At 57.2% G+C, this 14,701-nt stretch carries 9 protein-coding genes; 1 reads left to right on the top strand and 8 read right to left on the bottom strand.

What is annotated here, in order from left to right; translation table 11 throughout:
* From KCG44_RS09305 to KCG44_RS09270, 8 genes are all read right to left on the bottom strand, one after another.
* Positions 1–2,109, bottom strand: coding sequence for a protein-disulfide reductase DsbD family protein (locus KCG44_RS09305; RefSeq protein WP_218445821.1), 2,109 nt, complete (start codon positions 2,107–2,109; stop codon positions 1–3).
* 138 nt (positions 2,110–2,247) lie between these two features.
* Positions 2,248–3,672, bottom strand: coding sequence for a sensor histidine kinase (locus KCG44_RS09300; RefSeq protein WP_218445820.1), 1,425 nt, complete (start codon positions 3,670–3,672; stop codon positions 2,248–2,250).
* Positions 3,669–4,343, bottom strand: a complete 675-nt coding sequence (locus KCG44_RS09295; RefSeq protein WP_218445819.1) for a response regulator transcription factor — start codon at positions 4,341–4,343, stop codon at positions 3,669–3,671. Before KCG44_RS09295 ends, KCG44_RS09300 begins: the two co-directional genes overlap by 4 nt.
* Before the next feature lie 41 nt (positions 4,344–4,384).
* A complete protein-coding gene (locus KCG44_RS09290; protein WP_218445818.1) occupies positions 4,385–5,629 on the bottom strand; it encodes a redoxin domain-containing protein in 1,245 nt (414 codons plus the stop codon).
* 111 nt (positions 5,630–5,740) lie between these two features.
* On the bottom strand, positions 5,741–8,809 hold the full coding sequence (locus tag KCG44_RS09285) for a TonB-dependent receptor domain-containing protein (RefSeq protein ID WP_218445817.1): 3,069 nt from the start codon (positions 8,807–8,809) through the stop codon (positions 5,741–5,743).
* Between the two features lie 116 nt (positions 8,810–8,925).
* Complete coding sequence (locus tag KCG44_RS09280) at positions 8,926–9,471, bottom strand: FKBP-type peptidyl-prolyl cis-trans isomerase (protein WP_218445816.1); 546 nt, start codon at positions 9,469–9,471, stop codon at positions 8,926–8,928.
* Entirely contained in the window at positions 9,468–10,133 is a 666-nt protein-coding gene (locus KCG44_RS09275) for a peptidylprolyl isomerase (RefSeq protein WP_255536507.1), read from the bottom strand. Before KCG44_RS09275 ends, KCG44_RS09280 begins: the two co-directional genes overlap by 4 nt.
* A 160-nt stretch (positions 10,134–10,293) precedes the next feature.
* Positions 10,294–11,325, bottom strand: a complete 1,032-nt coding sequence (locus KCG44_RS09270; RefSeq protein WP_218445814.1) for a helix-turn-helix transcriptional regulator — start codon at positions 11,323–11,325, stop codon at positions 10,294–10,296.
* Between the two features lie 214 nt (positions 11,326–11,539).
* On the opposite strand from KCG44_RS09270, the gene KCG44_RS09265 reads away from it, so the two are divergent.
* Positions 11,540–14,560, top strand: coding sequence for a TonB-dependent receptor plug domain-containing protein (locus tag KCG44_RS09265; protein WP_218445813.1), 3,021 nt, complete (start codon positions 11,540–11,542; stop codon positions 14,558–14,560).
* Positions 14,561–14,701: the final 141 nt, after the last annotated feature.

The following is a 14,701-nucleotide window of genomic DNA, read 5'->3' as shown; positions in this document are numbered from 1 at the left end:
TCACGAAGTCAGTTCGATGACGAGCTTTGGAGTGAGGAGTTGCGGCAGGATGACGGGCTCGTTCAAACTGCTTCCTTCTGGAAAGTAGAGATATAAAGGAACGCCGATCCTGCCGAACCTCTGAAGCCATTCCGTGATTTCCGGATTCTGGTTGGTCCAGTCGCCCTCGATCACCTTGATGCCGCGCTTTTCAAAAGACTTGCCCACTTCGTCCGAGGCGAGTGCGACGCGCTCATTCACCTTGCAACTCACACACCAATCCGCTGTGAAGTAAACGAATATCGGCTGGCCCGCTTCAACGTAATCGGCGACCTTCGTCGATGAGAAATGTTCCAAGTCCATCGACCCAAGCGTCCGCGACTCGCCGCCCTGTCGGGTCGAAGCGGTACTGCCCGCCTGTGCATGAGTATACACCAGATAAGACGTGTAAATAACGCCGCCCAGCGCCAGCAGGGATACAATCCACCACCACGCTTTGCGCGCCGAGTATGCCGAGCGGCCCCAGCACCACAGTCCGAATGCGAGCAATGTTGCGGCGACAAGGCCCAGAGCCAGCGCGTTGACCCCGGATTGCTTCCCCAGAACCCACAGAAGCCAGATGGCTGTCAGTAGCATCGGGAAAGCCAGAATGCGTTTGAAACTCTCCATCCAGGGACCTGGTTTGGGCATGAACCTGGAAAGGCCCGGGTAATGGCTGAGAAGCAGATAGGGCAGGGCGAGGCCGAACCCCAGGGACAGAAAAATTGCCAGAGACACCGCGGCAGGCTGCGTCATCGCGAAACCCAGCGCCCCGGCCATGAACGGTGCCGTGCACGGCGTTGCGACGACAACTGCCAGGAAACCCGTAAAGAACGCGCTTTTTCGTTCTCCGCCTTTGGTGAGCGTTTGACCGGCGCCGATCAATGAGCCGCCAATCTCGAACGCGCCTAACAGGTTCAAGGCAACGCCGACCATCAGGAGCGCCAATGACAGGTTGACCAGCGGATATTGCATCTGGAAACCCCAGCCCGCCGCCTGCCCTGCATAGCGCAGCGCGACGAGGCCGATGCCGATCAATGCGAAGGATATCAATATGCCCGCCGTATAGAGCCAACCACTCTCCCGCGCGAGGCTGCGGTCGCCATGTGATAGCTTGACGAGGCTCAACGCCTTGATGCTGAGCACAGGCAGAACGCATGGCATCAGGTTCAGGATGATGCCGCCGAAAAAGGCAAACAGAAGTGCCGTCAGCAAACCAGACGTATCTACAGCCACGCTGTCTGCCGGGCCGCCCGATGCGCGCCCTGGTGTTCCGGTATGTCCCGCGATCGCCTGCCGGTTACCGTCGGCGTCCTCGAAGGAAAGGACGAAGCCGGTCTGGTCGATGTCATCCGCTCCGCGGGCAGCCTCGAAATCGAAGAAGATCTCGCCGGGACGATAGGAGACAAGCTGGTCTTCATATTTGACCAAGCGTTTTTCGCCAACGAACAGATAGGGGGATTGCGGATCGGTTATGCCGTCCGGAAGGTTGATCGAAAGCCGAACTTTGTTGTCCATGACGGAAAGCGTGGCAGGCCAATCGACCGCGTCAGGCAAGAGTTCGCGTGCAGCCTCGAATCTGTCCGTCGTGGCCGGGTTTTTCTTTCCATCGCCCACCTCCAGCACGGTCGATACAGTGGCACTTTCCGGCACGCATGTCTGGTCATCACAGACGATCCAATTGGCCGTTCCGCCAATCCGCACGCGCTGCCCCTGTGCCAGATCCGAGGGGATTTTAATCCGAGAAAGAACAAGAATTCCCTCGTTGTAGCCATAGGTTATAAGAGGGCCGAATGGAATGACGTGAGGTGTGGGAAACTCGAGCGGTGCCGCGGAAAATCCGCTCGGAAGATCCCATTCGATCTCAACCGCGAGCCCGGCATCTCCGGGATTGGTCCAATAGGCATGCCACCCTTCATCCGGCGTCAGCCGGAAGCCGAGCGTGATCTCGCCGCCTTGCGATGGTACGGTCGACTGTTCGCTGACGAGTTCAACGGTCGATAGGCTGGTCTTCATTTCCTGGGCGGTTGCGGCGTGAGTACCAATCGCACCGAAAAGCATCGCCATAAGGAACAGGATCGCCGGTTCCATGATACGCAGTCGTGGTTCGCTTGCCGGTGGCATCATTCATCATACCTTCGTTCACGCGGCGCTCTTGAAGTCGGCAAGGTCGCCCTTGTTTCGTGCGCGTTGCTACGGAAGGAAGTTTGCACAGGGGTTGCGCAGGAATTATTGGGTCGATTTTTCGCGAAAGGTCAGCTTGAAACATGCCCCTCCACCGGGGGCGGAATCGACCGTCACGCGCCCTCCGTGCAATTGCATGATTTCCTTGACCAATGCCAATCCGAGACCCTGGCCTTTCTTGTTGGGCGGATGTTTGAAAAACGGCTCGAAAATCTGGGCTTTGGTGCCTTCGTCCACGCCGGGTCCTTCATCGCAAACAGATACAGAAGCGCCGCCGATCGTAATCTGCACCGTAGTTCCCGGAGGGGTGTGCATAATCGCATTGTCGATCAGGTTCGCGACCGCGCTCTGGATATGTCGGCGGTCACCCAACACACTCACAGGGGCACCCTTGAGTGTGAAGGACAGGTCGCGGCCCTGTTCAATGGCCAAGGGAGTCCGATTGATGCAGATGCGTTTGATTGCATCCACGAAATCGACATCTTCCGCGACGATCTCGCTCGACGACAGCCGTGACAAAGCCAATAATTGAGACACAAGTGACGCGACTCGGTCAAGGTCGGCGGCAACCTCCTCTTTCAATGTGCTTTTTGGAAAACCGGCGATCCTGGTTCGCAAGATGGTGAGCGGGGTGCGGATTTCATGCGCCGCCGCCGCAAGGAAAAAGTCCTGTCGATCCTTCGCCTTTCGCAAGCGGATCATGGCATCGTTGAAGGCCTCTACCAGAGGTAGAATCTCCGCCGGAAGCCGCTCGGTCGGGAGTTGTCGATATTCCCCGTCCGATCCGATCCGTCTGGCATTTGCGGCAACTTCCGTTACGCGGAACATCAGGCTGCGAAATGCAACAATAATGAATCCAGTGAGAAACACCGTTAGAATAACGAAGGGTAGAAACGATCTTTTTGTCCGATTTGACTGGGAATATTCATAAAGAACCTTATCCCAGAACAATAATGGAGCTTCCACGACACCCCCGAACTCGACATATAAATGTCGGTCGTCACAATCGATGCGCCATACCGTAGTCATCCCTGGCCGCTGGCCCTGGAATTGAAAATATACGCCTTCATTCATGCATTGCAGATTTCCATCATAATCCACCATGGTGGTCGAGGCGGTAACTCTGTCCCGGTACAGCGGCAATTTGTTGCCAGCACTGTGAATCACTCTGTTACCGCCTTCGGCATAGTACCAGAAAGCCGGATTTTCCGCGGCGACGCCTTCTAGAATGTCCCTCGACCGGACCTTTTCCTCAGTGCTTACTTCTTCGAGCAAAAGGCTTTGAAGGCTGAAGGCAACCCGATTAATCTCCTCATCGACCCAATCATGCAGCGTGAGGTGATTGAAAATCGGGACGCCGATTGTCAGCGTTACGAACACGATCGTCATGAAGATGATCGAAAGGGAAAGAATACGTCGTTGCAACCGATACGGTTTGTTCTGGCGCAAAGGAAAGTTGAGCGTCTTCAAGAGCATTTAAGCATATAACCTAAACCACGAACCGAATGGATTTCGACACCCGTTGCATGAGCGCTCAGAGATTTACGCAGACGCGAGATTTGCGGTTCGATTGTCACGGTTTCAGGCATGTCATTAAAGCCATATAACGCATTTTCGATGCTTTCGCGGGTAACGACACGATTTGCGTTGTCGAAAAGTTTTTCGAGGATGATGAGTTCTTGCCTTCTTATGACAACGACTTGTCCTTCCACCGAGAAGCTCCGTAGGCTTGCATCATATTGAAGGCGACCAAAGGACCGCACCCGTTGTGCCGGTTCAGCGGCTGGTACCCTTAGCTCCGCCCGAATGCGGGCCAGCAATTCCTCCGGAACGAACGGTTTGACGACATAATCCCCGGCCCCTTCGTCGAGTCCCTGTACGCGATCCTCGACATCCCCCAGGGCGGACAGAACGAGAAAACGGGGCGGGATCGACAGACGCTTGCTTCGCCTGATAAGTTCAAGACCATCGCCGTCTGGCAGTCGCCGGTCCAGCAGGACGAGAGAATAATCTGTGAGACAAACCGCTTCCCACGCGGTTTCCAGGTCGGGGGCATGGTCGACCACGTAATTCTCAGCGCTCAACAGTCGAGCGACGACGGTCGCGAGTTCTGCCTCATCCTCGACCAGCAATAGACGCATTAACCCGTCACCCCCAGCTTTCAGTGCGTGACTGCATGAAACTACTTCAGCAGCTCCTCCAATTTGGTATCCAGATCGTCTCCGCGCAGGTCCATGGCGACGATTTCACCATTGCTGCCATCCACAAGGTAGTTACGCGGGATTGCCAAAACACCGTACATTTTTGCGACGGGGCTCGTGAAGGCTTTCAGGTCGCCTGTGTTGATCCACGGAAGGTCTTCCTGAATGGAGGCGTCTTCCCAAGCTTCCATCTCGTGATCGAGTGAAAATGAGAGGATTTCAAAACCCTTGTCGGCATATTCCGCATAAGCCTGCTTCATGTGCGGGATTTCCGCGCGACAGGGGCCACACCATGATGCCCAAAATTCAACCAGAATATAGTCTTTCGTGCCCAGCACGTCCGACAGTTGAAATTTGCGCCCGTCCAGATGATTGGCTTCGAAATCCTTGATTTGCGTGCCAACGCCGACGCCGCTTTGCGCCTCCAACGCTTTGATTCTATTTTCAATCCGACCTTTGTAGACTTGCCACCGCTCACTATATTTCAATTGCGGTTCCAACTCTATGAGCCCCGCCAGATACTCCGACTCAGACAATTTTCGATCCTGAACGAGTGCGTGAAGCTTCGCATAGGGATCGGCAGTGCCTTCGATGATATCGGCGAGAATTTCGTGCCTGAGATCTTCCTTTTTTACGCGCAGATCTTCCAGTTGTTTCTCAAATTCTGGATGACCCGTCTCTATGTGCCGGTTTTTCTGATACCAGGCATAATATTGATCGTCGACTTCCTTGGCGTCGCGCTCCAGCGCTAAATAGGCTGGGTGACGCTTCCAACTGTTGACAGTCTGGTCGTTATACGCACCGCCCTCGATGGTTATCTCGTGGGTTTCCGCATTGACCATTACGTCAATATTTCCCGGTTCGAGAACGAAGCCAAATCGTTGATAGCGCACATCGCTGCCGCTTGGGGGCTTGATATCAATGGATGCGATCATCGGCTCATCGACCGACCCGTTAAAGGTCATGACCGGCTCTTCTACAGGCTGCCTGTCGTGGATGAAGATCACAGCCTCCGGACTGGTCACAGGGGCCGGTTTATAAATCGTCACTTCGGAGCCCTCGGGAAATCCAGAGGTTCTGATCGTCAGCGTATAGTCACCCGCAACGGGTTCGACAAAAGCCGTGTCGCCGCCTTGTCCCGTGTCGGTAACTGGGGCCCGATCACACCCGGAGAGCGCGGCAAGAACTACAAATACGCCAATCGCAATGCGATTCAAAAACGTCACGTTATGATCTCCTTTGGATCAAATAGTGTGCCCGGCAAAAGCGGGCGGCCCCTTGCCAGAAAACGGCCCGAGTTTTCAGAATTGAAACCCTCCGGGCCGCTCAGGACGGTCCTAAAATCGCTTGCTCAACTTCACGAATACGCGCCGACCCCGCGGATCGACGTGACGAAGATCAAACGGCGCACCGGAAACATTATTATAGTAAGGAAATTCCGCGTTAAAGAGATCGATCACACCAGCAGAAATTTCCGCTCCCAAGGATTCGAATTTATAGCGACCCGTCAAGTCGACCGTCGTGTAGGAATCGACCCTGTCGTACAGATCATTTTCATCGACGAAGCGGGAATTGACGCGTTTGCTGCGGAAGCTGAGTATGTTAGCCGTACCTGCCAGATTGTCGTATGATCCGGTATGATTGATCGTCAGAGCGGCACCGTATTTTTCTGCGTCCCAGCGCAGCGTAAAAGTATGCGCCCAGCTCGGTAGGCCAATATCGGTGTCGTTCAAACGCGAAACCACACCCAGAGCATCGCGCTCGGTTTTGATCGTATGCGTTGCCGACCAGTCGAAGAACAGGCGGCCGACATCGGTATGGACGCCGAAGCCTGCGCCCAGATCCAGTGACTGGCTTTCTGTCCCGTTGATGTTGAACGGTATCGAATTGATCGCGGTGATAAACCCTTCAGAATTACGCTCGACGCTATTGGCAGGGCCGTTCGGACCAAAGCCACCGGCCAACCAGGTCTCGGGATCGCGAACGATACTGTAGGTTCCCGAAATCTGATTTCTGATTGTGATGTCGTTAAAATTCACGCTGATATAAGCGCTATCAAGGAAGTCAAAATTCCAATGGGCGCCGACAGACCAGGATTCGGACGTTTCACCTTTAAGATTATTGTTCGAGCCATTGTAGAGTTCCAATGGCGGTGCGACCGCAGCTGGATCGGTTACGCCGTCTGGAAGAAACGGATCATCAAGAATGAAGTTATATGCAACAAAGGGACTGTACGTCACACTTAACCGGCGCGCCTGAAACACCTGTGTTATGGTCGGCGCACGAAATGCACGGCTCCAATTGCCGCGAATTTTCAATCCGCGTATGGGATACCAGGCCACGCCGATCATTGGACTGAATTCATTATATTGATTGTCGATAGTCGTGTCGGGCGTTGTCACTTTTGAAGAATAGCTGTCGTAACGGCCCGACAGATTGATCTCGAGACTGTCGATAAGGGGGACATCGTTCGCCTGGCCGACCAGCGGAACGCTAAGTTCGGCATAAGCAGCCGCCAGTTCACGTTTCGGCGAGGCGACAGCGAAGATACCCCGGGTATCACCGGAACCGAAAACGTTCCTGTCCGAAAACGTCATGGACTCCCAGCGAAGTTCGCCGCCGACCGCCGTGCGAACAGGGCCCCCCGGCAGATCGAACAACTCGCCTTTGAAAGTGGCCTGCAACGTCTTTACGGACGTGACGTAATTCTGATCGAGGGAATCCGGCCCGCTTTCGGTGTCGAATACGCTCGTCAGATCGACCTGTGCCGTGCCGTTGCCAAATGGATTGAATGCAACCGCCGGGTCGCTGCTATTGGCGAGTTCCTGAAGTTTCCTGAGATTGAGCAGGTAATAATCGTTGTCATAGTCGGTTTCGGTTCTGCTGATGGCCGCGGAAATATCCGCCGACCATGTATCCGAAATCTGATATTCGAATCCCACTGCGCCTCCATAACGCAAATCGGAAGTCATACGCTCGGATTCCGGCGCGATACCTTCCAATGATTCGCGTTCCAGAACGGCCTCAATCAGAAGGTCCTGCCCCGTGTCGTTGAAAGCGTTGGTCGTGGGAATGACCAGCAGTCTGCCATAATCGTCATCAGCCAATGAGAACGAATAAATATATCCGACCGACGGATAGATCACGAGCGACCGATCCTTTGAAAGCTGGGCATCCGCATAAACCCTGAGACGGTCACCAAAATGCTGCTCGAAGGTTGCGGTGGTCGACCAATTCTCGCCCTCCGCGCCGAAGAAGGGCTGTACGGTATCCACCGTTGCCGTGGGTGAGATCAACCTACCCGTCGCCCCAGCCAGATCAGCCGCTGTCAAAGGTGTGGTTCCATCATCGTCCAGCGCCAATTGGCCGATTGAGTTAAAGTCGTCAGATGGCAGATAAATCAGGGCGGGCTGTCCGAATTGACGCCCGTCCACGCCTCCGAGCGCCGATCTGTCGAGAGTCGTGAAGCCAGCTTTCGCGGTGGAAACGGGATCCTCGCGCCGCCAACTGCCGCTCACGGTGATGTTGCCGGTACCCCAGCTTGTGCCGAAGAGAGCATCGATCGTTGTGGAATCGCCCCCATTCTTTCCAATTTCGTGGCGGCCGGAGATTTCAAAGCCGGAAAAATCGCGCTTCAGGATGAAATTGATGACGCCGCCAATGGCGTCGGAACCGTAAATGGAGCTCGCCCCGTCGAGCAATATTTCGACCCGCTCGATAGCCGCGAAGGGAATGGTCGACAGGTTGACCGCGCCAACACGCCCCAGCGATTCGAATTCGATACTTGCCGAGGAGGCCTGACGGCGGCCGTTTACAAGAACCAGGACGTTGTTTTCACCCAGCCCACGCAAATTTGCTGCCGACTGGCCACCGAACCGCTGCGCGTTGCCGACGCTACTGCCCGGCTGTCCAGTGCCCGCAAGACTGGTCGTCGCGCTGTTGATGGAATTGAAATTCTGCGGGAGCCCGGAAAGGATATCCTCGACACTATTATATCCCCGCGCATCGATCTCAGTCTTGTCGATGGTAATGGTTTGGGACGTCGAGACCACGCCTTCGAGGCGCGAGCCCGTAACCACGATGACCTCTTCCGGCTCATCCTTTTCTGTCGTTTCCGGTATTGCCTGAGCCAAAGCAGGCGTGATCCCACCAACTGCCAAGAATGACGTAGCTAGAAGTGCGGCGCACACGCCCATCGGTGCGTTTTCTTTTAACTTGTTTTTCATTCCGGAAGTCCCCCTGACAATTATGATTGAACATGGCTGACGCATGTTGCTTGCACAAAGATTGAATGGGGCTCGCATCGCTGAAAAACCGTTCACGGTTTCATCAATGTTTGAACTGGCGGCGAGACTGTGATGATCGCAAAGCTTTAGGAAAAAAAGAGAATAAATCCGGAATTTCATGTCGAGATGCCCCCGAGGGAATGCGGAAGGCGAACTCCGAGCGGCGCGAAGCCGGTCCACAAGTAGATTGGCGGTCCGCTACCCCATCGGGTTCACACGATAAGGGAACTGCCCAATCATTCCTCGGGGGGAGACGGAGTCTTGGGCGTCGGGCTGTGTTCGATCAGGCGGATGCGGAAGATCAGGACGCTGTCCCCCGGAATCGGGCCGACCCCTTTCGCGCCATAGGCCATTTCCGGCGGGATGGTGACGATCCATTCATCGCCCGGGCGCATCAGGCGCAGGGCGATGCCCCAGCCCGGGATCAGGCGGCGAAGCGGGAAAGTGGACGGCTCGCCGCGCTCAAAGGAGGAATCGAATATCTCCCCGTTCACCAGCCGCCCTTCATAATGGACAGTGACATCGTCGGAGAGCGTGGGAGGGACGCCATCTTCCGGGCCGGATTCGACGATTTCATATTGCAGGCCGGGCAGCGTTCGCACGCCGACCTTTGCCGCATTGTCGTGCAGCCAGGCGCTGTCGGGATCAAGGCTTGCCGCGGGCGGCGCATCGGTCGCCGCCGGCCTGGCGGGACGCGGGGCGCAGGCGGTCGTTAGCGCGATCAGTGCGCAGGCGGCAGCGTAAGGGGCAATCGCGCAGCATGGCATAGCGGGTATCCTCATTTGGCAGCGCCCTTGCGGCGGGAAGCGGTGGTGATGGTGACGACGGGGTCAAGCATTTGTCCCTCGACATAAGGGTCGGGCGCCGCACCATTGGCGGGCATAGCCTGAATGGCGCGCACGACATCCATGCCGAGGATTACGCGGCCGAATGCAGCGAAGCCGAGACCGTCTGCGGCCCGCGTCCCGCCAGCATCGAGTGCGGGTTGGTCGCCGATGGTGATGAAGAATTCCGTCGTCGCACTGCCCGGTTCGCTACGCGACATGGAGATGGTGCCGTCGAGGTGGCGCAGGCCGGTGCTGCTGGTCGGTTCGTGCGCGATGCCGGGAATATCGTCCTCGAACTCCAGACCGCGGCCGCCCTGGATCACCTCGATAGGCGGTGTGCCGCGATCGGTGTCGAGCCGCACCGCCCGGTAAAATTTGCCGCCGTCATAGGCGCCCAATTCGACATGGCCAAGAAAATTGGCGGCAGTGACGGGCGCGCGTTTGCTGTCGACTTCCAGCACGATCTCACCTGCCGAGGTATCAAGAACGACCTGCGGCAAATCCGCGACGACGACATTGTCGGCCTGCTTGTCGGTCGGCACCGACACGGAGCAGGCCTGGAGCAAGAGCCCGGCGCCAAGAATGTGCGGCATGGTCCGCCGCGTGAAGTTATTCATATATGACAAGACCAGTCCTCCCCCATGTCGCAATCCGTGCGTCCTAGCACCACACGCCCCCCGTTACGAAGCGGGCGTGGATGCCCGCCGCAATATGAATGATGGATGGCGCAACACTCGTTATGCCGGACGCATATGTCGTCCAGCCAGGCTTCGCGGATTAGTGGCGCCGGAAATCCTTTGGGAGCGCGCCAAAATAACGCCGGAAGGCAGCGGTGAAGTTGGTCGGCTGACTATACCCTACTTCCTCGGCAACGGCCGCCACGTTCCAAATCGGATCTGCCAGCAACTGACGCGCGAGGTGCATACGGCGCTGGTGGCAGAAATGCGCGATGGTCTGTCCGAACTGCTCCTTGAAGCCGCGGCGTAGCGTGGTGCGGTTGAGGCCGACCTGGCGCGCCAGGCTATCCGCGCTGGGCGGCTCGATGAAGTTGTCGAGCAGGATCGAACGTGCCTGCCGGACCCGTTCGCGGTCATGCCCGGTCAGTGCTGCGGGTTCGAAACCTAAGCCGGCGGTCCGCTGGGCGCTGTCGACCAGCAGGCAGAGCAATTCCTGCGCTTTGGTCATCATATAGCGGCCGCGAAGACCGCCGCTGAAACGGTTGGACAGAATATCGAGAACGCCATTGTTCATGCCTGCCGTCATGGGGACGACGCCCTGGATGCCACCGCTTTGCAGCGCGTTGAGCAGGGCTGCGCCCTGATCGAGATCGAACCCCACCTCCTCCCATAATCTCTGTTCGGAAAGATGAAGGGTGACCGACAGCAGCTGCCGCCGTTCCCGGATCAACAGTTCGTAGGGCATCTCCTCGGTGACGCTGAGAACCGACGCGGTTCGCGCACTGAAACAGACATCGTCAGGTTCGCCCGGGGCACGGATACCCAGTTCCCCAGCATAGATGAAACGGATCGATAAAACATCCATGCCCGTCTGCACATCATAATGGAAACATTCATCATAATAGTCGTTCGCAGCGCAGATCAGGAGGTCGTCATCGGCGCGCAGTACTTCCCAATATCCGCGATCAGCAGTCTTTGCCTTTCTGCCGATGCTGTTCATCAAAAGCATGCCATTGGCGTTTGGGTCGCTGACGACATGAACGGGGGACACAGGACTTTCGCGCCTACCAAGCGCCGCGTTGAATGCGCCGTAGACCGTCTGCATGCGGGCCATATCGAATATTTCGGTCATATTTAGGTCGCGTTTCCTCCCACCAGTCGCGGCATCGCCGAGAGATAGCTGGTTTCGCACCTGTATGCAGCAAAATTGCGCAATTCATCATTTTTGTTTTGGTTTGCATCATGACGTGGGGTGAAATTGTCATAGAAATGACACGATCAACTCTCTTCATTGAGGCGCGGGGCGTGGATTGTGCCGGTGGAGAGCAAATTATCAGGGATGGCTCATGAAAAAATCTGTGTATTTTAAAGCGTTCGCAACCAGTGCGTCGATCATGGCGGTCGCCACGGCAAGCGCAGCCTTCGCGCAGCAGGAGCCGACCAGTGGAGCTGGTGCTGACGTCCCGCCCGGCCAGGCGCCAGTAGCAGCTGCGGAAATTCCCCCGAGTGAGGCAGACGACGCAGAGATCGTCGTCACCGGTACGCGCATCCGTTCGCCCAATCTGGAATCGCCGAACCCCGTGACGTCGCTCGACAGTCAGGCGCTTGCCTATACGGGTGAAACCAGTGTGCAGGAGATGGTAAAGGAAGTCGGCTCGCTGGTCGGATCTGAAGGTGAGAGCGAAGTGAGTTCGGGCGAGAATGTCCTCAACCTTCGCAATCTGGGGGCGAACCGCACATTGGTTCTGATTGACGGACAGCGGTTCATCGGCGGATTTGCCGGATCCACCGCCGTCGACACCAACGTCATCCCCCCGGCAATGATTGAGCGGGTCGACGTGCTGACTGGCGGCGCCTCGGCCATTTACGGCGCCGATGCGGTGACCGGCGTTGTCAATTTCGTCCTCAAGAAGGATTTTGACGGCCTGGCCTTCGACGCGCAATATGGCGATGCCGAGGACGGCGATTTCCGCGATCAGGTCTACGCAGTGACCGCTGGCAAGAATTTCGCCGACGGGCGCGGCAACCTTACGCTGAACTACACTTATGGCGAACGGCCGCTGACCTTGGCGACGGCGCGTCCGCAGTCGAGCGTCGATGTGCATGAGCAGATCGACAATCTGAACGGATCGACGCCGGAGTTCGTGCTGGCGCCGGGCACGCGGGAATCCTTCTTTACCGAGGGCGGCGCGCGGATTGACCCGTTTGCGATTTTTTCCAACGGGTTCAACGGTGACGGCACGCCGTTCGAACATGGGGTCAATATCGGCAGTTTTGCCGGCACGGGTGAAATCGGCGGCGATGGCCTGCCCAACTGGATCCTGTTTGCCCAGGGCATCCGGCCGTCGAACGAGCGGCACATCGTGACAGCCATCGGCCAATTCGAGGTATCGGAGGCCTTCACACCCTATGTGAATTTCCATTATTCAGATGTGCAGAACCAAGCGGTCGATCAGCACACGCTGACGGTGGGCATGCCGACCGCGGTCGACAACGCGTTCCTGCCGGCGAATATCGTCACGGCAGCGGGCGGCGCGCCCATTTTCTTCAACCGATGGGACATCGACAGCGGGTTCGAAAATTCCATCATCGACAAGGAAACACTGCGCGCCGTCGTTGGCGCCCGCGGTCAGATGACCGAACATCTGGGGTATGACGTTTCGGCGAACTTCGGCCGCGTCGACAGGCTGCAAACGGTCACCAACAATCGCATGTTCGACCGGTACATCGCCGCCATCGATTCCGTCGTCGATCCGGTGACCGGCCAGGTCGTATGCCGTAGCACAATCGATCCGAACAGTTTCACCGGGTTGAGCAGCGATTTTCTGGCGACCTCGTTCGATCCGGCATTGGGGGCGGTCAGCTTTAGCCCCGGTGCTGGCGGTGGATGCGTGCCGTTCGATCCATTCACGAAGAACGACGCCGCGAATGATGCTGCACGTGCGTGGATATGGATTCCGACGACCGTCAGCACGAAAAACGAACAATTCGTGCTCCAGGGTTATGTGAATGGTGATACGGGCGGCTTTTTCAACCTGCCCGGTGGTCCGGCGTCTTTCGTGGCTGGCGCGGAGTACCGCAAGGAGACATCCGCGACCGATTTCGACGAGCTGTCAGGGTCCACCCGTACCGTCGCCTCCTTTGCCGGACGCGACATCGAAGGCCGCTTCAACGTGGTCGAACTGTTCGGAGAGGTGTCGCTGCCGCTGATCGAGGGGCGGGGGCCGGTATTCCGCAGCCTGGTCGTGGATGGTGCCTATCGTTACTCGCATTATTCCACCATCGGCGATACGAGTACCTGGAAGCTGGGTGCGCAGTGGGATACGGTCGCGGGGCTGACGTTGCGCGGTACCATTTCGTCCGCAGTGCGCGCGCCCAACATTCAGGAGCTTTTCGAGCCGCGTACCAATACATCGACCAGCCTGGGGCAGTTCGACCCCTGCTCGACGACCAACGTCACGCTGGGTTCGGCAACGCGGCAGGCCAACTGCGCCACCGCGCTGAACGCACTTGGCGTCGATCCGGCGACTTTCAATCCGTTGCTTGGCACGTTCTTCCCGGCGCTCACCGGCGGCAACCCGAACCTGCAGGAGGAAACTGCACTGACGAAAACGGTCGGCGCCGTCTGGCGGCCACCGTTCATCAGCGGGCTGACCCTCAGCGTCGATTACTTCGACATCGAACTGGAGGACGCGGTCATTCGCCCGAACACGCAGTCCATCTTCAACGCCTGTTATGACGCGCCGACCCTGGACAACCAGTTCTGCGCGCTGATCGGACGGGACGCGAGCAGTGGATTTGCCAATTTTGTCGAGATCCAGTCGGTGAACGTTGCCACCATCCGTACCAGCGGCGTGGAGTTTCTGGCCGTGCAATCGCTGCCGACGGACAAATTCGGCACGTTCACCCTGAGCGCGTCGGGCACCTGGCTGGAAAGGCTGGACATCCAGAAGACGCCGCTACCAGTATTGACCGACGATAAGGGACTTTTCAACACGGACACTGGCGGTTCCTCTCCGGAATGGGTGCTGAATTTCGATCTGAACTGGTCGTTGGACCGCTGGGATTTCAACTATGGCTATGGCTATAGCAGTTCGACCCTGCGTCCGCCTTTGGTGAATACCCAGCGCGATACGGCGTATGACTTCATCGACTCTCCCTATGTGAAGGCATTTTCCAACCATAATATCCAGGTCGGCTATCAGCTGTTCGATTCCGCCCGCATCTATGGCGGTGTGCGCAACCTGACCGATGAATATCCCGACAAGGTGCGCGGGTCGCTAAACGGTCCATCGGGCCGCCAGGGCTTTGCAGGACGCACCTATTATGTGGGCGTCAACGTCATGCTGGATGACATCTGGAACTGACAATCGCTCTTCGCACCGGATGGAAAACATCCCCAATGACGACCGGTGTGGATATGGTGCGCTAAATCGCGCCCGGACCGGCGGTGAACGGCCGCCGGTCCTTTTGCGCGCGCGGCACGCTGGTGCTGGTCACGCTAGGCG

This window comes from Pacificimonas pallii (assembly GCF_019204005.1).
GTDB lineage: Bacteria > Pseudomonadota > Alphaproteobacteria > Sphingomonadales > Sphingomonadaceae > Pacificimonas > Pacificimonas pallii.
The sequence above is the reverse complement of the archived record's forward strand: the minus strand, read 5'-3'. Positions and strand labels throughout refer to the sequence as shown.

Coding starts and splice junctions, on each gene's coding strand:
- KCG44_RS09305 (WP_218445821.1), bottom strand. CDS start 2,109: ATGGAACCGGCGATCCTGTTCCTTATGGCGATGCTTTTCGGTGCGATT.
- KCG44_RS09295 (WP_218445819.1), bottom strand. CDS start 4,343: ATGCGTCTATTGCTGGTCGAGGATGAGGCAGAACTCGCGACCGTCGTC.
- KCG44_RS09285 (WP_218445817.1), bottom strand. CDS start 8,809: ATGAAATTCCGGATTTATTCTCTTTTTTTCCTAAAGCTTTGCGATCAT.
- KCG44_RS09280 (WP_218445816.1), bottom strand. CDS start 9,471: ATGAGGATACCCGCTATGCCATGCTGCGCGATTGCCCCTTACGCTGCC.
- KCG44_RS09275 (WP_255536507.1), bottom strand. CDS start 10,133: ATGAATAACTTCACGCGGCGGACCATGCCGCACATTCTTGGCGCCGGG.
- KCG44_RS09270 (WP_218445814.1), bottom strand. CDS start 11,325: ATGACCGAAATATTCGATATGGCCCGCATGCAGACGGTCTACGGCGCA.
- KCG44_RS09265 (WP_218445813.1), top strand. CDS start 11,540: ATGAAAAAATCTGTGTATTTTAAAGCGTTCGCAACCAGTGCGTCGATC.